This window comes from Streptomyces sp. BK022 (assembly GCF_004217355.1).
GTDB classification, from domain to species: Bacteria; Actinomycetota; Actinomycetes; order Streptomycetales; family Streptomycetaceae; genus Streptomyces; species Streptomyces griseoluteus.
This window is the reverse complement of sequence record NZ_SHKU01000007.1, coordinates 1-20,507: the sequence shown is the minus strand read 5'-3', so window position 1 is coordinate 20,507 and position 20,507 is coordinate 1. Positions and strand designations below refer to the sequence as shown.

17 protein-coding genes are annotated in these 20,507 nt (G+C 73.3%); 12 read left to right on the top strand and 5 right to left on the bottom strand.

The features are described from left to right. Nucleotides 1–42 precede the first annotated feature (42 nt). From EV284_RS26635 to EV284_RS26625, 3 genes are read right to left on the bottom strand one after another with little or no spacing between them, the layout of a single operon-like run. A complete protein-coding gene (locus EV284_RS26635) occupies nucleotides 43–1,344 on the bottom strand; it encodes a coenzyme F420-0:L-glutamate ligase (RefSeq protein WP_130338518.1) in 1,302 nt (433 codons plus the stop codon). After that, nucleotides 1,341–2,300, bottom strand: a complete 960-nt coding sequence (gene cofD, locus EV284_RS26630) for a 2-phospho-L-lactate transferase (RefSeq protein ID WP_130338517.1) — start codon at nucleotides 2,298–2,300, stop codon at nucleotides 1,341–1,343. Before cofD ends, EV284_RS26635 begins: the two co-directional genes overlap by 4 nt. 45 nt (nucleotides 2,301–2,345) lie before the next feature. Beyond that, nucleotides 2,346–2,852: a cysteine dioxygenase family protein gene (locus EV284_RS26625; protein ID WP_130338516.1), complete on the bottom strand. Its 507-nt coding sequence runs from the start codon at nucleotides 2,850–2,852 to the stop codon at nucleotides 2,346–2,348. Nucleotides 2,853–3,448: 596 nt separating this feature from the next. Here EV284_RS26625 and EV284_RS26615 point away from each other — a divergent pair. From EV284_RS26615 to EV284_RS26605, 3 genes are all read left to right on the top strand, one after another. Beyond that, a complete protein-coding gene (locus tag EV284_RS26615) occupies nucleotides 3,449–3,712 on the top strand; it encodes a WhiB family transcriptional regulator (protein ID WP_030377564.1) in 264 nt (87 codons plus the stop codon). Between the two features lie 202 nt (nucleotides 3,713–3,914). Beyond that, a complete protein-coding gene (locus tag EV284_RS26610) occupies nucleotides 3,915–7,580 on the top strand; it encodes a glycosyltransferase (RefSeq protein WP_130338513.1) in 3,666 nt (1,221 codons plus the stop codon). After that, nucleotides 7,577–9,073, top strand: a complete 1,497-nt coding sequence (locus tag EV284_RS26605) for a DUF5719 family protein (protein ID WP_130338512.1) — start codon at nucleotides 7,577–7,579, stop codon at nucleotides 9,071–9,073. The genes EV284_RS26610 and EV284_RS26605 overlap by 4 nt, the downstream gene beginning before the upstream one ends. A 39-nt stretch (nucleotides 9,074–9,112) precedes the next feature. Here the strand turns inward: EV284_RS26605 and EV284_RS26600 are convergent, their stop codons facing one another. Beyond that, nucleotides 9,113–9,565, bottom strand: a complete 453-nt coding sequence (locus tag EV284_RS26600) for a metallopeptidase family protein (protein ID WP_130339294.1) — start codon at nucleotides 9,563–9,565, stop codon at nucleotides 9,113–9,115. Between the two features lie 321 nt (nucleotides 9,566–9,886). Here EV284_RS26600 and EV284_RS26595 point away from each other — a divergent pair, with 321 nt between their 5' ends. The 8 genes from EV284_RS26595 to EV284_RS26560 all read left to right on the top strand — a co-directional run bounded on the left by EV284_RS26595 (nucleotide 9,887) and on the right by EV284_RS26560 (nucleotide 18,105). Then, nucleotides 9,887–10,306 carry a DUF3499 domain-containing protein gene (locus EV284_RS26595; RefSeq protein WP_130338511.1) on the top strand — a complete coding sequence of 140 codons (420 nt, stop codon included), beginning with the start codon at nucleotides 9,887–9,889 and terminating at the stop codon, nucleotides 10,304–10,306. 73 nt (nucleotides 10,307–10,379) lie between these two features. Then, entirely contained in the window at nucleotides 10,380–11,741 is a 1,362-nt protein-coding gene (locus tag EV284_RS26590; protein WP_130338510.1) for a phosphomannomutase/phosphoglucomutase, read from the top strand. Between the two features lie 118 nt (nucleotides 11,742–11,859). Continuing rightward, entirely contained in the window at nucleotides 11,860–12,030 is a 171-nt protein-coding gene (locus tag EV284_RS26585; protein WP_130338509.1) for a Trm112 family protein, read from the top strand. Nucleotides 12,031–12,083: 53 nt separating this feature from the next. Next, nucleotides 12,084–13,211 carry an SIS domain-containing protein gene (locus EV284_RS26580; RefSeq protein ID WP_130338508.1) on the top strand — a complete coding sequence of 376 codons (1,128 nt, stop codon included), beginning with the start codon at nucleotides 12,084–12,086 and terminating at the stop codon, nucleotides 13,209–13,211. Between the two features lie 51 nt (nucleotides 13,212–13,262). Further along, on the top strand, nucleotides 13,263–14,411 hold the full coding sequence (manA, locus tag EV284_RS26575) for a mannose-6-phosphate isomerase, class I (RefSeq protein ID WP_130338507.1): 1,149 nt from the start codon (nucleotides 13,263–13,265) through the stop codon (nucleotides 14,409–14,411). Between the two features lie 151 nt (nucleotides 14,412–14,562). Continuing rightward, a complete protein-coding gene (locus EV284_RS26570; protein ID WP_130338506.1) occupies nucleotides 14,563–15,543 on the top strand; it encodes a cation diffusion facilitator family transporter in 981 nt (326 codons plus the stop codon). A 373-nt stretch (nucleotides 15,544–15,916) separates the two neighbouring features. Next, complete coding sequence (ahcY, locus tag EV284_RS26565; protein ID WP_130338505.1) at nucleotides 15,917–17,374, top strand: adenosylhomocysteinase; 1,458 nt, start codon at nucleotides 15,917–15,919, stop codon at nucleotides 17,372–17,374. A gap of 116 nt (nucleotides 17,375–17,490) precedes the next feature. After that, a complete protein-coding gene (locus tag EV284_RS26560) occupies nucleotides 17,491–18,105 on the top strand; it encodes a hypothetical protein (RefSeq protein ID WP_130338504.1) in 615 nt (204 codons plus the stop codon). Nucleotides 18,106–18,117: 12 nt separating this feature from the next. Here EV284_RS26560 and EV284_RS26555 read toward each other — a convergent pair whose 3' ends face one another. Next, nucleotides 18,118–18,996: an RDD family protein gene (locus EV284_RS26555; protein ID WP_130338503.1), complete on the bottom strand. Its 879-nt coding sequence runs from the start codon at nucleotides 18,994–18,996 to the stop codon at nucleotides 18,118–18,120. A 139-nt stretch (nucleotides 18,997–19,135) separates the two neighbouring features. Here EV284_RS26555 and EV284_RS26550 point away from each other — a divergent pair, with 139 nt between their 5' ends. Continuing rightward, nucleotides 19,136–20,143: a stage II sporulation protein M gene (locus EV284_RS26550; protein ID WP_130338502.1), complete on the top strand. Its 1,008-nt coding sequence runs from the start codon at nucleotides 19,136–19,138 to the stop codon at nucleotides 20,141–20,143. Nucleotides 20,144–20,507: the final 364 nt, after the last annotated feature.

Here is a 20,507-nt window from a genome sequence, read left to right as displayed (position 1 = left end):
GGGGTGCCCTACGAGACTAGGGCCTCCCCGGCGGAACCCGCCTCAGCGCACCTCGATGAAGGCCCCCGCCTCCCGCGGCGGCCGGGCCGGGGGCTCCTGGGCCGCATGACCGATCGCCACCGCGCCCATCGGGTCCCAGCCGGCGGGCAGGTCCAGCACCTCGCGGACCACGTCGCGGCAGAACATCGTGGACGACACCCAGGCCGAGCCCAGCCGCTCCCCGGCCAGCGCGACCAGGAAGTTCTGCACGCCCGCGCCCGTGGCGACCACGAACATCTCCCGCTCGGCCGCGTCCCGCCGCGCGTCGCCGTAGGTGTGCGAGCCGTCCATGACGAGGCAGGGCACGGCCAGGTACGGGGCGTTGCGCAGGACGTCACCGCGCCGGACCCGCTTGGCGATGGACTCCTCGCTCTTGCCGTCCCGGCGCAGGTCGGCGATCCAGGCGTCCCGCATCGCGTCCAGCAGGGCGAGCCGGGACCCGGCCGACTCCAGCAGCACGAACCGCCACGGCGTGGTGTGGTGCGGGGCGGGCGCGGTCACGGCGGCGGCCACCGCCCGGCGCACCGAGCCGGGGTCGACCGGCTCGTCGGTGAAGGCCCGCACGGTACGGCGCAGGCTCAGCGCCTCCCGTACCGCCTCGGAGGTGCCGAGCCGGAACATGTCGTCCCGCGCGGAGCGCACCATCGCCCGCGCGCCCTCGCCCTGCTCGGTGGCGCCGGTGACCACGTGGGGCAGGCCCCGGACGACCGCCACCGGCAGGCCCGACGCCTTGCCCTTGACCAAATCCCCGGCCGAGGCGAGTTCGTCGGCGGTGGCCACGACGGTCGCGGAGAGCGGGTTGCCGTGCGCGTCGGTGCCGCCGCGCAGGTCGTCCAGGACCCGCACCCCGGCCGCGCCGATCGCCACGTCGGTGAGCCCGGCGCGCCAGGGGCGGCCGAAGGTGTCGGTGACGATCACGCCCACGGTGACGCCCAGCGCCTCCCGCAGGCCCTCGCGGATCGCGCGCGCGGAGGCGTCCGGGTCCTCGGGCAGCAGCAGCACGGTGCCCTCGGCGGTGTTGGACGCGTCGACCCCGGCGGCGGCCATGACCAGGCCCTGCCGGTTCTCCACGATGCGCAGGGGTCCGCGCCGGGCCACCACGCGCACGGTCTCGGCGTCGATCGCGGCCTCCCGGTCGGCGGCCCGCACGACGCGTCCCTCGGCCTTGGAGACGATCTTGGAGGTGACGAGCAGCACGTCCCCGTCGGCGAGACCCGGCTCCGCCGCGGCGATCAGCTTGGCCAGGTCGGCGCCCGGCGCCACCTCGGGCAGACCTGAGGGCGCCCAGACCCGGTACTCGCTCACGCGGTCCGCACCTCCCCGGCCAGCTCCAGCGCCTCGCGCGCCATCGCGGCGGTCGCGTCCAGGTCGCTCATCATCAGCGGGACGGCACGGCAGCGGATGCCGGCCGCCTCCACCGTCCCGACGGAGCCGGCGTCCACGGTGTCCACCAGCCAGCCGTCCAGCAGCCCGGAGCCGTAGTGCGCGGCGACCGCGGCGGCGGTGGACTCCACGCCGACGGCGGCGAGCACCTTGTCGGCCATCCCGCGCACCGGCGCGTCACCGACGATGGGGGAGAGCCCGACCACCGGGACGCCCGCCTCCGCGATGGCCTCCCGGATGCCGGGCACCGCGAGGATGGTGCCCACGGACACCACAGGGTTGGACGGCGGGAAGAGGATGACGTCGGCCTCCGCGATGGCCTCCAGCACACCGGGCGCGGGCTTGGCCTGCTCGGCGCCGACCGGCACCACGGCCTCGGCGGGCACCGACGCGCGCAGCCGCACCCAGTACTCCTGGAAGTGGACCGCCTTGCGCTCGCCGTCCAGATCGACGGCGACGTGGGTCTCCACCCGGTCGTCGGTCATCGGGATCAGCTTCACGCCCGGCTTCCAGCGGTCGCAGAGCGCCTCGGTGACCGCGCTCAGCGGATACCCGGCGCCCAGCATCTGGGTCCGCACGATGTGCGTGGCGAAGTCCCGGTCGCCGAGCCCGAACCAGCCCGGTCCGGCGCCGTAGGCCGCGAGCTCCTCCTTGAGGTGGAAGGTCTCGTCCGCCCGCCCCCAGCCCTGGTCCTCGTTGATGCCGCCGCCGAGCGTGTACATCACGGTGTCGAGGTCGGGACAGACCTTCAGCCCGAAGAGATGGATGTCGTCGCCGGTGTTGCCGATGACCGTGATGTCCGCGTCCGGGGCGGCCTGCTTCAGACCGCGCAGGAACCGGGCACCGCCGATGCCGCCTGCCAGAACCACAATGCGCATGGGATCAGTGTGTCAGCAGCCGCCGACAGCGCGTGCGGCCGGTGATCACACCGCGGCCGGGCTCGGCTCCGTACGGGCCTCGCAGTGCTGTGCCGTGTGCATGGGCATCTCGGTGAGGCCCGGGTGGTAGATGTGCAGGCTGACCGCGGGCTCCAGCGCGTCGTTGACCACGTCGTGCACATAGCCGGGCGCGAAGACCCGCTGGGCGCCGGCGGTGAGGGTGCGGGTGCCCCGGCCGGTGCGCTCGGTCAGGGTGCCCTCCAGCACGGTGAGGACGCCGGAGGAGCGGCCGTGGTCGTGCGGCCCGCTGCCCTGGCCCGGCACCCAGGACAGCAGCCACACCTCGTAGCCGGGGCCGGTGCGCAGCCGGTGGTACCAGCGGGTGGTGGCGTCGTAGCGGACCAGGTGCGCCCACTGGTCGCGGTCGGCGGCGACCGCGCGGGCCAGCCCGGCGAACTCGGCGACGGTCACCGGGTGCTCGCGGGGCGGCTGCAGCAGGTGGGGGACTTCGAGGAGGTCACCGGCGATCTGGAGGTCGTTGTCGCTGTTCATGGGGGTGTGGGGTTCCTCGGCGGAGAGGTGGCGGCTGGGTGTCGCTGGGCCCCGGCCCGGATCACGGGCGTACGGGCGGGCGTCCCCGGAGGGGTGGGGGAACGGTGGGACACGCGGGGCCGGAGTGGGCCCGGGGTCCGCTGGAGCGCGGTCGGCTCAACAGCAGGGACAGCAACAACAGCTGAGACGCAGGCCGGCAGCACCGAGAGACCCGGCGGCGCGGGTCGTGGTGGGTGCGAGGTCGGCGAGCATGCCCCCTAGGACAGCGGTTCACACCTGCGGTGTCAACTCGGGACCCGGATCGAGGGACATCGTTCACCTCATTCGGTGCATCTCTCAGGTGAAAGGTTTGTGCACCCGGTACTCGGGACACATGGCGCACATCCGGGCGGCGCCCCTCGGCGCCCTCAGCCGTGTGTCAAGGTTTATGCCGATTTGAACACTTAACGCAAGGCCTTGGTTCCGCAGAGTGAATAACGGGCTCAATAGCAGATCTCGGCTTGACTCGCTCGGAGCAGCACACTTGTAATTTCACTCGTGTCGTTCGGCCGCGACCGGCCAGGCACGGGGACGTGAAGAACAGACGAGGGGCGCACATGACCGAGCTGGTGGAGCAACTGCTGGTCGACGACGCGGACGAGGAACTCGGCTGGCAGGAGCGCGCTCTGTGCGCCCAGACCGATCCCGAGTCCTTCTTCCCCGAGAAGGGCGGCTCCACGAGAGAGGCCAAGAAGGTCTGCCTCGCCTGCGAGGTGCGTTCCGAGTGCCTCGAGTACGCCCTCGCCAACGACGAGCGCTTCGGCATCTGGGGCGGCCTGTCCGAGCGGGAGCGCCGCCGGCTGAAGAAGGCCGCCGTCTGACCGGCGCCCGCGCCGCCGGCCGGCGAACGGCCGCCGGGCACACGCACATACGGGGCGAACGGCCCGTCGCACGTGGGTTGTCCACAGGCGGCGGGCCGTCGTCATGACCGACCGATAGTGTGGGCGCTCGTCCGAGACGCCCCGCTGTCCTTGATGGGCACAGGCGTCCACCGCAGTCCATCGAACCGGGGCCCGTACCTCGATGTCCGTGCACAGCCATACGGCAGCCCAACACGACGCTGCCACCCCTGAGTTCCCGCGCCATGTCGTGACGGCCGTCCTCGTCACCCATGACGGCGCCCGCTGGCTGCCCGACGCGCTCGCCGGGCTGCTGAGTCAGGAGCGCCCCGTGCAGTACGCGGTGGCGGCCGACACCGGCAGCGCGGACGACTCCGCCCGACTGGTCACCGAGACCCTGGGGGACGAGGCCGTCGTCCACCTGGCCCGGCGCACCGGCTTCGGCCAGGCCGTGGACGAGGCCACCCGCCTCGCTCCCGTCCTCACCCCGGACGACCTGCCCTACCTCAGGCGCCCGAGCAGCTGGGACCCGGCCACGCGCACCTGGCGCGACGACGCCTACGACCTGCCCGAACTGCCGTACGGCGAGCCGGTCCAGTGGCTCTGGCTGCTGCACGACGACTGCGCCCCGGAGCCCGACGCGCTCGCCCAGATGCTGCGGGTCGTGGACAACGAACTCGAACTCGGCCGCGACGACGTGGCCGTGGTCGGCCCCAAGCTCCGCGGCTGGTACGACCGCAGGCAACTGCTGGAGGTCGGCGTCTCCATCGCCAACTCCGGCCGCCGCTGGACCGGTCTGGACCGCCGCGAACAGGACCAGGGCCAGCACGACCACGTCCGCACCGTGCTCTCCGTCTCCACCGCCGGCATGCTGATCCGCCGTGACGTCTTCGAGCGGCTCGGCGGCTTCGACCGCCGGCTGCCCCTGATGCGCGACGACGTCGACCTGTGCTGGCGCGCCCACACCGAGGGCTACCGCGTCCTGATCGCCCCCGACGCGGTCGTCCGGCACGCGGAGGCCGCCTCCCGCGAGCGCCGCGCCGTCGACTGCGCGGGCCGCACCACCGCTTCCCCGCACAAGGTCGACAAGGCCGGTGCCGTCCACACCCTGCTCGCCAACACCCGCACGGCCGCGCTGCCCTGGGTGCTGCTCCGGCTGGTCGTCGGCACCCTGCTGCGCACCCTCGCCTACCTGGTCGGCAAGGTGCCCGGCCAGGCCCTCGACGAGATCCGCGGCCTGCTGGGCGTCCTGCTGCGCCCCGAGCGCATCCTCGCCGCCCGGCGCGGCCGGGGCCCCTCCCGGATCGACAAGGACGAACTGCGGCAGCTGTTCCCACCGCCGGGCGCCACCATCCGCGCCACGGCCGAGCAGATCGCCGCCAACTTCTCCAGCGACTTCGACGTCGACACCTCGGCCGGCCGCCACGGCAGCGCGGTCGAGTCCGGCCCCGGTGGCGACGACGCCGACTTCCTGGAGATCGAGCAGTTCGCCCGCCTCAAGCGCATCGCCCGCAAGCCCGGCCCGGTGCTCTTCCTGGCCCTGCTGCTGATCTCCCTCGTCGCCTGCCGCGCCCTGCTGGGCGGCGGTGCACTCGCGGGAGGTGCGCTGCTGCCGGTCCCGCCCGGCGCGAGCGACCTGTGGGCCGGATTCGCCGCCGCCTGGCACCCGGTCGGCGCCGGCAGCACCACCTCCGCGCCGCCCTACCTCGCGGTGGTGGCGACGCTCGCCTCGCTCTTCTTCGGCTCCACCGGGCTCGCGGTCACCGTGCTGCTGGTCTGCTCGGTGCCGCTCGCCGGCTTCACCGCCTACTTCGCCTCCCGGCCCCTCGTCAGCTCCCGCCTGCTGCGCGCCTGGACGGCCGTCGCGTACGCCTTCCTGCCCGCCACCACCGGTGCGCTGGCGCAGGGCCGCGTCGGCACCGCCGTGCTCGCCGTCCTGCTCCCGCTGATCGCCCGCGCGGGCGTCGCCGCCAGCGGCCTCGCGAACCCGTCCGGCGGGCGCGGCAGTTGGCGCGCCACCTGGGCGTACGCGCTGCTGCTGACCATCACCACCGCGTTCACGCCCGTGGTCTGGCCCGCGGCGCTGGTGCTCGGCGCCGGCGTGCTCGTGCTGCGCCGCTCCGACCCGGTCGCGCACCTCCTGCGCTTCCTGGCCCAGCTCGGTACTCCGCTGCTGGTCCTCGCGCCCTGGTCGCTGACCCTGCTGCCGACCGGCTTCTTCACCGAGGCCGGCCTGGACTTCGGTGCCTCGGCGGCCTCCGCCTCCGACCTGCTGGGCACCAGCCCCGGCGGGCCCGGCACCCTTTCCGGCCTGCTGTTCGTCGGCATCGTGCCGGCCGCGCTGGCCGCCCTGCTGCGCTCCGAGCGCCAGTTGGGCATCCGCGCCGCCTGGGCCGTCGCGCTGACCGGGCTGCTGCTCGCGGTCCTGGCCAACCGTTCCGCCTGGGCCGGGCCGGCCACCCTGGTCTACGGCATCGCCCTGCTGGCCGCCGCCGCGCTCGGCGCCGACGGGGCACGCGCGCGGGTGGCCGAGCAGAGCTTCGGCTGGCGCCAGCCGCTCGCCGCGCTGATCGCGCTGGCCTGTGCCGTCGGCCCGCTGGTCGCCGCCGCCGGCTGGATGATCCGGGGCGCCGACGGCCCCCTGGAGCGCCGCGACCCCGCCCAGGTGCCCGCGTTCGTCGCCGAGGACGCCGGTACCCGTGACCAGGCCCGCACGCTGGTCCTCGACGGCGACTCCACCGCGCGGGTCCGCTACACCCTGGTCCGGGGCGCGGGCGCCCGCATGGGCGACGGCGAGATCGCCGCGGCCGACGGGTCCGACACCGGCCTGGACAAGGTCGTCGCCAACCTGGTCGCCGGTTCCGGCGCCGACCAGACGGGCCAGCTCGGCGGCTTCGCCGTCCGCTACGTCCTCGTCCACCAGGGCACCCCGCGCCAGATCACCCGCGTCCTGGACGCCACGCCCGGCCTGAACCGGCTCAGCCAGCAGAACGGCAACGCCCTCTGGCGCGTCGACCGCGAGGTCTCCCGCGCCACCCTGATCGGCGCGGGCGGCTCCGGCACCCCGCAGGCCGTCGCGGCGGGCCCGGTGGAGATCCACACCACCGTCCCGGGTGGCTCGGGCGGCCGGGTGCTGCGCCTGGCCGACGCCGTCTCCGACGGCTGGACCGCCACCCTGGACGGCAAGCCCCTCACCCCCAGGACCGTCGACGGGTGGGCCCAGGGCTTCGAACTCCCGGCCGGCGGCGGCAAGCTGGACGTCACCTACGACGCCCCGTTCACCCACACCGTCTGGCTGTGGGTGCAGGGCGCCCTCGCCGTCCTCCTGGTCGTCCTCGCGCTGCCGGGGCGCCGCCGCGACGTCGACGACGACCTCCCCGAGGAGGAGACGGTCCCGGCCCGGGCCATGGAGGGCGACGGCCGCCGCGCCCGGCGCCTGCGCGCCCAGGCCGAGGCCGAGGCCGAGAGGACGGAGGAGCCCGCGGAGGCCCGGGAAGCCGCCGAGGCCGCCGGGGAAGGCCCCGAAGCCGCGCCGTACGGGCAGCAGGAGCAGCCGGTCATCCCGCACCAGCAGCCCTACGCCGACTGGGACACCGGCACCAGCACCTACGCCGACCCCGAGTACGCGGCCTACCCCGCCGACCCCTACCAGGCCCCGTACCAGCACCCCGGGTACGACCAGGGCGCCTACCACCCCGACCCCTACGGCCAGAACGCCTACGACCCCTACGGGTACGGGGCGCGGCAGGAGCAGCCGTACGACCCGGCGGCCCACCCGCAGGGCTACGACCCCGCCCAGCAGCCGCCCTACGGCGACGGCAGTGAGCGCCACGACGGGAGCCAGCAGTGAACCGCACGACCCTGTCCCTGATCGCCTGCACCGTCGCCCTGGCCGCCGTCACCGGGTTCGCCGCCTTCGACCCGCCCGCCGTCCCCGGCACGAGCGCGGCCGGCAGCGCCACCGAGCGGCCCGTGGAGCGCACCGGCCTGCTGTGCCCGGCGCCGAGCTTCTCCGACATCGCCGACACCGCGTACACCTCGTTCACGCCCGTCACCCAGGGCGCCGGCAGCGGCGGCAAGGCCACGCTGGAGGCGGCCGCCGAGGAGTCCGCCGACGGCAAGGGCGGCAAGGGCGGCAAGGGCGGCGGCAAGAAGGACCAGGCGGTGCTCACCCCCAAGCCGCCGGGCACCCCGGCCCTGGGCGACACCTCCGGCAGCGACGCACCCGCCCTGATCGGCACCGCCGACGGCAAGTACGCGCCCGGCTGGACCGTGCAGGAGACCACCCGGATCGCCGCGGGCACCGGGCGCGGCCTCCAGGGCGTCACCTGCACCCCCGCCGACACCGACTTCTGGTTCCCCGGCGCCAGCACCGCCAAGGGCCGCACCGACTACGTCCACCTCACCAACCCCGACGACGAGGCGGCCGTCGTCGACATCAAGCTGTACGGCAAGTCCGGTGCCGTGAAGACGACGGTGACCGACGGCATCACCGTGCCCCCGCACTCCAGCGAGCCGGTGCTGCTGTCCACGCTCACCGACGACGCGCAGACCGACCTCACCGTGCACGTCGGCGTGCGCAGCGGCCGGGTCGGCGCCACCGTGCAGGCCCAGGACGACGCGGGCGGCGGCGACTGGCTGCCCGCGGCCGCCGACCCGGCCGGCAGCCTGGTCCTGCCCGGCATCCCCAAGGACGCCACCGACGTCCGCCTGATCGCCTTCACACCGGGCGACGACGACGCCGACCTCAAGGTCCGCCTCGCCTCCCCGGACGGCTCGATCACCCCGGCCGGCAACGAGACCGTGCACGTCAAGGCGGGCATGACCAGCGCCGTCGACCTCGGCCCGGTCACCCGGGGCGAGCCGGGCTCGCTGATCCTCACGCCCACCGACAAGGCGGCCCCCGTGGTCGCGGCGCTGCGCGTGGTGCGCGGCAAGGGAAGCTCGCAGGAGACGGCGTACATCCCCGCCACCGCCCCCGTCGGCCGTCGCGCCACCGCCGCCGACAACAGCGCCAAGGGCACCACCCTGTCCCTGACCGCGCCGACGGCCGACGCGACCGTCAAGGTGACCGCCTCGGCGGGCAGCGACGGCGGGTCCCCCGCGACGAAGACGTACACGGTCAAGTCCGGCACCAGCCAGGACATCGCCGCCCCCACGGGCGGCAAGGGCACCTACGCGCTGACCGTGGAACACGTCTCCGGCGGCCCCGTCTACGCCGCCCGCACCCTCACCGGCTCCTCGGACGGCGTCCCCGGCTTCACGATCCAGACCCTGCCGAGCGACCGGGGCCTGGTGGCGGTGCCCCGCGCCGAGCAGGACCTGTCGGTGCTCCAGCGGTAGAGCGAGTGCCGGGCGGCCGCCCCCGGGGACGGCCGCCCGCTACTCCTCGCCGTACCGGGGGTCCACCGTCTCCGGGGTCAGCCCCAGCAGCTCGGCGACCTGCTCCACGACCACCTCGTGCACCAGCTCGGCGCGTTCGTCGCGCCCCTTGGTCCGGATCTCGATCGGCCGCCGGTACACCACGACCCGCGCCCGCCGGCCGTCCCGCGCGGGGATGATCCCGCCCAGCGGCACACTCTCGTCGCCCCACGGCGCGTCGCCGGCGCCCTCCAGCCGGGGCACCTCCAGCACCATGAACTCCACCTCGGCGAGCTGCTGCCAGCGCCGCTCCAGCCGTTCCACGGAGTCCCGCACGAGGTCCGCGAACACCTCGGCGCGGCTGGCCGCCAGCGGCACCTGGGGCGGTGCGATGGGGCCACGCATGCCCCGCCCGTGACGATCACGGCGTCGGGGTCGGGGACCTGCGGCACGAGGCGGTACACGGTTGTCCATCACCGCAGAAGCGTAGTCCCCGCCCGCCGCCGACGCCCGGTTCCACGCGACAGCCATCCCTTCCCCGCCCGTGGGACCGCGCCTTCGCACACCCTGCCCGGACTCTTCGCGCACTTTTCTCCCGGTGTTCGCTCAGTCGTCTCCCGCGCGGCGCACCCCGGTTCCGGCCACACCCGCGTGCCCCGGTGGCCGAGAAGCGACGTCTCCCGCCGGGCTTTGTCCCGGATCATCACCGGATGCACCCCGGCACGGCGCGCTCACCGGGGCCTGCCCCCAAGGGCCCGGGAAGCCCCGCAGGCCACGACACGGGGGAGTGACCTGGTGGAGAGTCGTCGCGGCCCGCTCAAGAGTGCGGTACCGTCCAACATCGTGAGCCTTGTACGTCGCTGTTCGCGCACCGCCTGCGGCCGACCCGCCGTTGCGACGCTGACGTACGTCTACGCCGACTCGACCGCGGTCCTCGGCCCCCTCGCCACCTACGCCGAGCCCCACTGCTACGACCTGTGCGCCGAGCACTCCGAGCGCCTCACCGCCCCGCGCGGCTGGGAAGTCGTCCGGCTGCTCGACGGCTCCGCCCCGGCCCGCCCCAGCGGCGACGACCTGGAGGCACTGGCCAACGCGGTCCGCGAGGCGGCCCGTCCGCAGGAGCGCGCGGCCGGAGCGGGCGGCGCCCGCAGCGCCGACCCGATGGAAGTGGCCCGCCGCGGCCACCTGCGGGTCCTCCGCTCGCCGGACAACTAGGGCGCCCCTCCCCGCGACCGCGCACCCCAACCGGTAGTTTTGGGCCCCCAGTGGACTTTCAGGAGGGCCGGCCGTGGCAGATCTGTCGCAGATCGTGAAGGCGTACGACGTGCGCGGAGTCGTTCCGGACCAGTGGGACGAGGCCATGGCCGAACTCTTCGGCGCGGCCTTCGCCGAGGTGACGGACGCGACCGCGATCGTCGTCGGCCACGACATGCGCCCCTCCTCGCCCGCCCTTTCCCGCGCCTTCGCACGCGGCGCGCTGAACCGGGGCGTCGACGTCACCGAGATCGGCCTGTGCTCCACGGACCAGCTCTACTACGCCTCGGGCGCGCTGGACCTGCCCGGCGCGATGTTCACCGCCTCGCACAACCCGGCCCGGTACAACGGCATCAAGATGTGCCGCGCGGGCGCCGCCCCGGTCGGCCAGGACACCGGCCTCGCCGACATCCGCGCCCTGGTCGAGCGGTGGACGGAGACGGGCGCTCCCGCCCCGGCCGCCGCACCGGGCACCCTCACCGCGCGCGACACCCTCGACGACTACGCCGCCTACCTGCGCTCGCTGGTCGACCTGACCGCGATCCGTCCGCTGAAGGTCGTCGTGGACGCGGGCAACGGCATGGGCGGGCACACCGTCCCGACGGTCCTGGCGGGGCTGCCGCTGACCGTCGTCCCGATGTACTTCGAGCTGGACGGCACCTTCCCCAACCACGAGGCCAACCCGCTGGACCCGGCCAACATCGTCGACCTGCGCAAGCGGGTCGTGCAGGAGGGCGCGGACATCGGCCTCGCCTTCGACGGCGACGCCGACCGCTGCTTCGTCGTGGACGAGAACGGCGACCCGGTCTCCCCGTCCGCCGTCACCGCCCTGGTCGCCGCCCGCGAACTCGCGCGCAACGGCGGTACCGGCACGGTCATCCACAACCTGATCACCTCCCGCACGGTCGCCGAGGTGGTCCTGGAGCACGGCGGCACCCCGGTCCGCACCCGCGTCGGACACTCCTTCATCAAGGCGGAGATGGCCCGCACCGGCGCGATCTTCGGCGGCGAGCACTCCGCCCACTATTACTTCAAGGACTTCTGGAACGCGGACACCGGCATGCTGGCCGCCCTCCACGTCCTCGCCGCCCTGGGCACCCACCCCACCCCCCTGTCCACCCTCACCGCCCAGTACGACCGCTACGCGGGCTCCGGCGAGATCAACTCCACGGTCACCGACCAGCAGGCCCGCCTGGCCGCCCTCCGCGCCGCCTACACCCCGGCCGCCGACACGACCCTGGACGACCTCGACGGCCTCACGGTCTCCACCCCCACCTGGTGGTTCAACGTCCGCCCCTCCAACACGGAGCCGCTGCTCCGGCTGAACGCCGAGGCGGAGGACGAGGCGACGATGACGAAGATCAGGGACGAGGTCCTGGCGATCATCCGCGCGTAGGTGCCTCCGTGCGCGGGCCGGCGGCGACGGGCGGGACGCACCCCGCCCGGCCGGCGGAGCGCCACGGTACGCTGACCAGCACATCCGTAGACCCCGTTGCCGCCCGAAGGGACACCCCATGCCGCTCGAAGCCGGTCTCCTGGAGATCCTGGCCTGCCCGGCCTGCCACGCCCCCCTCAAGGAGCAGGACGCGGAGCTGATCTGCACCGGTCAGGAATGCGGCCTGGCGTACCCCGTCCGCGACGGCATTCCCGTCCTCCTGGTCGACGAGGCCCGCCGCCCGGAGTAGGCGCGGCCGCAGCACACCGCAGTAGGACCCCGGCGATCGGAGGCACCCCGCCCATGCTCGACGAATCGCTCCTGGACACCCCGGAGGGCCTCGCCGAGGCCGACCGCCGGGGGATGCTGCGCGCCGCGGCGGAAGCGGGCGCCAGGGTCCGCACCGCGGCCCGGCACGCCGCCGAGGCCGGAGTCGGCGCCCTCCGGCCCGACGGCCGCCCCCGCGCCGTACTGATCGCGGGACCCGGCGCCGCCGCCACCCACACCGCCGACCTCCTCGGCACCCTGGCCGGCCCCGGCAGCCCGGTGATCCGCCTGGAGGCCACCGGGGTCGCCCCCGCCCCCGGCGCCCTGCGCTGGGAACTGCCCGGCTGGGCGGGCTCCGTGGACCTGCTGCTGATCGCCACCCCCGACGGCACGGAACCGAGCCTCGGCCTCCTCGCGGAACAGGCGTACCGCAGAGGCTGCTCCGTGGTGGCCGTGGCCCCCGCCGACACCCCCCTCGCGGAGGCGGTCGCGGGCGCGCACGGCATGTTCATCCCGATGGCCACGGCGCCGTACGACCAGGGCGAGCCGGTCGCCGCGTCCTCCTCCGGCGTCTTCTGGGCCCTGCTCACCCCGCTGCTGGCCCTCCTGGACCGGGTCGGCCTGCTGACCGCCGGCCCCGAGGCGCTGGAGAAGGTGGCCGACCGCCTCGACCAGGTCGCCGAGCGCTGCGGCCCGGCCATCGCCACCTACGGCAACGCGGCCAAGACGCTCGCCGCGGAACTCGCCGACGCCCTGCCCGTCGTCTGGACGGAGGGCACCTCCGCTGGTCCGGCGGGTCGCCGCTTCGCCGCCGCCCTTGCCGAACTCGCAGGTCGCCCCGCCCTGGTGGCCGAACTCCCCGAGGCGCTCCTCGCGCACGAGGCCCTGCTCTCCGGCCCGCTGGCCGCCCGCGCCGATCCGGACGACTTCTTCCGCGACCGCGTCGAGGAGGCACCCGCGATGCACGCGCGCGTGGTGCTGCTCCGGGACCGCCCCCTCGGTGGCCTCAGCGCCGCCCCCGCCGCCCGCGACCTCGCCCTCGGCCACGACACGCCGATCAGCGAACTCGAGCCGGAGGAGGGCGGCGACCTGGAGACCCTCGCCGACCTGATCGCCGTCACCGATTTCGCCGCCGTTTACCTGGCGCTCGCCGCCGGCGCCTGAGCTGACCCCAGGCACCCGTCCGCGGCGCCCGTACGGAGACAGAGAAGACACATGGACCGCCTCGACAACACCGTCCGCCCCTACGCCTGGGGCTCGACCACCGCCATCCCGCGGCTGCTGGGCACCGAGCCCACCGGCGAACCCCAGGCCGAGATGTGGATGGGCGCCCACCCCGGCGCCCCGTCGCGCACCCCGCGCGGCACCCTGGCCGAGATCATCGACGCCGACCCGGAGCGCGAGCTGGGCGCCGAGGCGGTGGCGAAGTTCGGCCCGCGCCTGCCCTTCCTGCTCAAGATCCTCGCCGCGGGCGCCCCGCTCTCCCTCCAGGTCCACCCCGACCTGGCCCAGGCCCGCGAGGGCTACGCCGAGGAGGAGCGCAGGGGCGTCCCCGTGGACGCGCCCGACCGCAACTACAAGGACGCCAACCACAAGCCCGAACTCATCTGCGCCCTCACCGAGTTCGACGGCCTGTGCGGCTTCCGCACCCCCGCCGACGCGGCCGGCCTGCTCGACGGCCTGGGCGTCGACTCCCTCAAGCCGTACGTCGACCTGCTGCGCGCCAAGCCCGAGGAAGCCGCGCTGCGGGAGGTGCTCACCGCGATCCTCACCGCGGACCCCGAGGACATGGCCGACACCGTCACCGAGGCCACGGCCGCCTGCGCCCGACTCGGCGGCCCGTACACCCCGTACGCCGAGATGGCCCGCGACTACCCCGGCGACCCCGGCGTGATCGCCGCCATGCTGCTGAACCACGTACGGCTCCAGCCCGGCGAGGCCCTGTTCCTCGGGGCGGGCATCCCGCACGCCTACCTGGACGGGGTCGGCGTCGAGATCATGGCCAACTCCGACAACGTCCTGCGCTGCGGCCTGACCCCCAAGCACATCGACGTCCCCGAACTCCTGCGCGTGGTCCGCTTCGAGGCGGGCGACCCCGGTGTCCTGCGCCCCGAGGCGTCCCCGGACGGCGAGGAGGTCTACGAGACCCCCATCGACGAATTCCGGCTCTCCCGCTGGGTCCTGCCCGGCGAGACCACCCGCGACGTGACCCTCCCGACCCCGCAGATCCTGCTGTGCACGGCCGGTTCGGTCCGCGTCGGCGAGCACGGCCTGCTGCCCGGGCGGTCCGTCTTCGTCCCGGCGGGGGAGAAGGCCGAGGCGTCCGGCGAGGGCACGTTGTTCCGCGCCACTGTGATCGTATGACCACCCCTGTGGACACCTGAGGCGCCGCATGCCGGTGGGACTGCAACAATGGCCCACCGGCAAAGCACGTGCAAAGAAGCGACCCGTGGGGGCACAAGAGCCGTGCGGGGGTGCCGGGAAGCCGACAAGGGCGAAGGGAAAACGCGGACTCATGAGCGCGTCAGGCGGTAACAAGGCGATCGTGGCGGCACTCGGCGCCAATCTGGCGATCGCGGCATCGAAGTTCGTGGCGTTCGCGTTCAGCGGCTCCTCGTCGATGCTCGCCGAGGGCGTCCACTCGGTCGCCGACTCCGGCAACCAGTTCCTGCTGCTCATCGGCGGCAAGAAGGCCAAGCGCGAGGCCACCCCGCAGCACCCCTTCGGCTACGGCCGCGAGCGGTACATCTACGCCTTCCTGGTCTCCATCGTCCTCTTCTCCATCGGCGGCATGTTCGCCATCTACGAGGGCTACGAGAAGATCAGCCACCCCCACCCGGTGGAGCACTGGTACTGGCCGGTCGGCGTCCTCGTCTTCGCGATCATCGCCGAGGGCTTCTCCTTCCGCACGGCCATCAAGGAGTCCAACGAGCTGCGCGGCAAGCTCTCCTGGGCCCAGTTCATCCGCCGCGCCAAGGCGCCCGAGCTGCCCGTCGTCCTGCTGGAGGACTTCGGCGCGCTCATCGGCCTGGTCCTCGCCCTCGGCGGCGTCGGCATCGCCCTGCTCACCGGCAACGGCGTCTGGGACGGCATCGGCACCGTCTGCATCGGTGTCCTGCTCGTCGTGATCGCCCTGGTGCTCGCCTCCGAGACCAAGTCCCTGCTGCTCGGCGAGTCCGCCGGCCTGGAGGACGTCAAGAAGATCGAGGCCGCCATCGTCGACGGCGACACCGTCACCGGCGTCATCCACATGCGCACCCTCCACCTCGGCCCCGAGGAGCTCCTCGTCGCCGCCAAGATCGCCGTCCAGCACGACGACACGGCCGCCGAGGTCGCCAACGCGATCGACCGCGCCGAGGCCCGCATCCGCGAGGCCGTCCCGATCGCCCGCGTCATCTACCTGGAGCCGGACATCTACAGCGCCGCCGAGGCCGCCAAGGGCCCGGACCCACTCGCCACACCGGGCGGCCCGAACCCCCACCCGGCCGACCACTGACCCCCACACCGCCGCACCGAGGCCCCCGCCGCACCCCGGTCCCCACCGACCGCGCCGGGGGCCTCGGCGCACCCGGGGCTCCGGCCCCGCACCCACCCGTTCGCGCCACACCCGTCACCTGGACGGCACGGGGTGTCCGAACGCGGACTGGGGCGCGCCCCGCCCTCCGGTGTAGCTTGGGACGGAGCCAGACGTCGCTGCTGATGGCGGTCGGGCGGTCCCGGAGCGGACCGTCCGAGGGAGAGAGGGCCTCCGACGGACTGCGCTGCGCGTACGCGGGCATGCCTGTGTCCTCTTCTCGGGGCACCCCTGTGTCCGTCGCCGTGCAGACCAGCCGTACCCACCTCGCCCCGACTTCGAGGAGCAGCCCGCCATGACCACTGTCGACAACCGACAGGACTTCAAGGTCGCCGACCTCTCCCTGGCCGAGTTCGGCCGCAAGGAGATCACCCTCGCCGAGCACGAGATGCCCGGCCTGATGTCGATCCGCAAGGAGTACGCCGAGGCCCAGCCCCTGGCCGGCGCCCGCGTCACCGGCTCCCTGCACATGACCGTGCAGACCGCCGTGCTCATCGAGACGCTCGTCGCCCTCGGCGCCGACGTCCGCTGGGCCTCCTGCAACATCTTCTCCACCCAGGACCACGCGGCCGCCGCCATCGCCGTCGGCCCGAACGGCACCCCGGACAACCCGCAGGGCATCCCCGTCTTCGCCTGGAAGGGCGAGACCCTGGACGAGTACTGGTGGTGCACCGAGCAGGCGCTGACCTGGCCGAACAGCCCCACCGGCGGCCCGAACATGATCCTGGACGACGGCGGCGACGCCACCCTCCTCGTCCACAAGGGCGTCGAGTACGAGAAGGACGGCAAGGTCCCCTCGCCCGACACCGCCGAGTCCGACGAGCACCGCGTCATCCTCGAGCTGCTCAACCGCACCATCACCGACGGCTCGCAGAAGTGGACCCAGCTCGCCTCCGAGATCCGTGGTGTCACCGAGGAGACCACCACCGGCGTCCACCGCCTGTACGAGATGCAGCGCGACGGCGTCCTGCTCTTCCCGGCGATCAACGTGAACGACGCCGTCACCAAGTCGAAGTTCGACAACAAGTACGGCTGCCGCCACTCCCTGATCGACGGCATCAACCGCGCCACCGACGTCCTCATCGGCGGCAAGACCGCCGTCGTCTGCGGCTACGGCGACGTCGGCAAGGGCTGCGCCGAGTCCCTCCGCGGCCAGGGCGCCCGGGTGATCGTCACGGAGATCGACCCGATCTGCGCGCTCCAGGCGGCCATGGACGGCTACCAGGTCACCACGCTGGACGAGGTGGTCGACAAGGCCGACATCTTCGTCACCACGACCGGCAACAAGGACATCATCATGGCCTCCGACATGGCCAAGATGAAGCACCAGGCCATCGTCGGCAACATCGGCCACTTCGACAACGAGATCGACATGGCCGGCCTCGCCAAGATCCCGGGCATCGTCAAGGACGAGGTCAAGCCGCAGGTCCACACCTGGACCTTCCCCGACGGCAAGAAGATCATCGTCCTGTCCGAGGGCCGCCTGCTGAACCTGGGCAACGCCACCGGCCACCCGTCGTTCGTGATGTCCAACTCCTTCGCGGACCAGACCCTGGCCCAGATCGAGCTGTTCACCAAGCCCGACGAGTACCCGACCGGCGTCTACGTGCTCCCCAAGCACCTGGACGAGAAGGTCGCCCGCCTGCACCTGGACTCGCTGGGCGTCAAGCTCACCCAGCTGCGCCCGGAGCAGGCCGCGTACATCGGTGTCGAGGTCGACGGTCCGTTCAAGTCGGACCACTACCGCTACTGAGCCGCTGATCCCCGCACCATCCGAGGCAGGCCCCCGCACCCCCGTGCCGGGGGCCTGCCCCTTTGCGCCGGACCAGCGGCCCCGGACCGTCAGCCCGCCAGACCCCAGGACCTGCCATGCCGCGCGGCCGATATTCGCTCCACGATCCGCACGATCACACCCCCCTCGCGGAAGAACACTTCCAGTGCGCCCCCGGCCCCTCCGGCTGGCGCTACGTCTCCCAGCTCACCGCCCCCGACGGCGCGCACCGGGGCTCGGTCGACCTCGCCCTGGACGACCTCGGCCGCCCCATCCGCCTCGAACTCCACGCCGGCGGCTGGCAGGTCCGCGGCGCCGCCCTCGACGGCGTCACCTGGGTCCGCACCGACCCGGCCGGGCTGGAGGCGACGGAGGGCAATGTGCCCGCCCACGCCTTCACCGGCACGTCCCCGGCGTTCCTCGTCGCCACCGCACGTCTCCTGCGCCTCGCCCCCTCCTCTTCCGCGACCCGCGTACGCCTCGTCGCCCTGACCGACCCGGTCCTCGCCCCCCGCACCGTGGACCAGTCCTGGGCACTGGTCGACAGAGAAGCACACACCACTGACAACGGCCCCCTGATCGTGGACGAATACCAGGTCACAGCCCTGGACACGGGGGAAAGGCACGCTGTGCACATCGCCGGGGACGTCGTCCTCTCGGCCCCCGGCATCGAGCTGGAGGACCTCCAGACCCCACCGTCGACGTTCCCCTGACCGCCCGGCCCACTAGGCGGGCGGCGCGAACCCCGTGGACCGGCTCGGCGGCGCCTTCGGTGCCGTCACGTTCTCCTCGCTCACCGGCGCGGCGGCCGGGGGAGACACCGAAGCCACCGTGTGGTCCCCACCGCCCTCGTAGCGAGGCGCCTGCCGCGCCTGCCGGGACTGCCGCTCATGCACCACGGCCGCCAGGAACACGGCCGGCCGCGCCTGGAGATCCGGCGGCACGGCGGCTCCCGTCCGCGCGGCCACGTCGGCGGCCAGCCGCGACGCCATCGACCAGGAGACCTGCGGCTGAAGCTGGTGCATCCGCGTCAGGTACTGCCGCACGGCCAGCCAGAGCCCGTCGGGCACGGCCGACAGATCCAGCTCCGCGAACCGTCCCGCCAACTCGGGCGCCGGAGGCGGGACCACACCGGCCCGGCCCACCGGAATCCGCTCGCGCACCACCAGCGTCCCCGCGAACACGTCCCCGAGCCGCCGCCCCCGCTCCGAGACCAGCGAGGCGATGCACGCCACCACCCCGAACGTCATGAGGATCTCGATCATCCCGACACCACCACGCACCAGCGCGTGCCGGAACCGCACCGGCCCACCGTCGTCACGCACCACGCGCAGCCCGAACGCCAGCTTCCCCAGCGACCGCCCATGGCTCAGCGTCTCGATCGCGATGGGCCCGCCGACCAGCACCAGCAGAAAGGCCGCCACCGACATCGCGGCCTGCGCGGCGTCGTCCAGCGAAGAGGTGGCCGCCACAAGCCCGATCACCACGGCGATGTAGACGAGCACGGCCACGATCAGATCGATCAGCACGGCCAACGCCCTGCTCGGCAGCTTCGCGGGCCGCAGCTCCAGAGCCACCGCCTCACCGGTCACGAGCTCACTCACGCCGCCGTCCTTCCCTCGCCCACCCCTGGGGCACAAGTCTGCCAAGCTGAGGGCGCATCGCACCCCGGTACGACAAGCTGACAGTGTCCCGTGGTTCGGTGGCGGCTGGCCACGACGAGTCGAGGAGCAGGCAGACCCGATGGACCTGGACGTCTTCGTCTCCGCGCACAGTGCCGAGTGGGACCGCCTCGACGCCCTGATCCGCCGCCGGCGCCGCCTCACCGGCGCGGAGGCCGACGAACTCGTCACCCTCTACCAGCGCACCGCGACGCACCTCTCCCTCATCCGCTCCAGCGCCCCGGACCCCCAGCTCACCGGCCGGCTCAGCCGGCTCGTGGCCCGCGCCCGCAGCGCCGTCACCGGAACCCGCCGCGCCTCATGGCGCGACGTGACCCGCTTCCTGGGCCGCGGCTTCCCGGCCGCCGTCTACCGCGCCCGCCACTGGTGGGTGCCGACCGCACTGCTCTCCACCGCGGTGGCGATCCTCCTCGGCTGGTGGATCGGCACCCACCCCGAGGTGCAGGCGTCCATCGCGGCCCCCGGCCACCTCCGGGAACTGACCCGCCCCGGCGGCGGCTACGAGACCTATTACTCCAGCCACCCCGCCGCGTCCTTCGCCGCACAGGTGTGGACGAACAACGCCCAGGCGGCCGCGCTCTGCCTCGTCCTGGGCGTCTTCCTGGGCCTCCCGGTCCTCTGGATCCTGTTCGAGAACATGCTGAACCTGGGGGTCGGTTTCGGCCTGATGTCCTCCGCGGGCCGCCTCGACACCTTCCTCGGCCTCGTCCTCCCGCACGGCCTGCTCGAACTCACCGCGGTCTTCGTGGCCGCGGGCACGGGTATGCGCCTCGGCTGGACCGTCATCGACCCCGGCCCGCGGCCCCGCCGTACCGCGCTCGCAGAAGAGGGCCGCGCCGCCGTGGGCATGGCCATCGGCCTCGCCCTGGTGCTGTTCGTGTCCGGCGCCATCGAGGGCTTCGTGACCCCGTCCGGCCTGCCCACCTGGGCCCGCATCACCATCGGCGTCCTGGCCGAGCTGGCCTTCCTCAGCTACGTCTACGTCCTGGGCGGCCGGGCGGTACGCGAGGGGGAGACCGGCGACCTCCAGGAGGCCGAACGCAGCTCCACGGACCCCACCGCCGCCTGATGTGCGCGCGACCCTGCCGAGCTGCTAGTCTCCTCATCGCCCCACAAAACCTGTTGACACGGGTGGAGCGGGGAGGTAGAGTCGAACAGTTGCCTGGAGCTGGACAAGTTCAAGGCTAACCATTAAGCTTTATCTGGCTTCGTCGGAACATCGCTGAATGCGATCACCGAGAAGCACCCCCGATAAATCGGAAAATGAAGCCGGTAAGACCGGCCGAAAGCTTCTGATAGAGTCGGAACCGCCGGAAAGGGAAACGCGAAAGCGAAGAACTGGAAAGCACCGAGGAAATCGGATCGGAAAAAGATCTGATAGAGTCGGAAACACCGAAGGGAAGCCCGGAGGAAAGCCCGAGAGGGTGAGTACA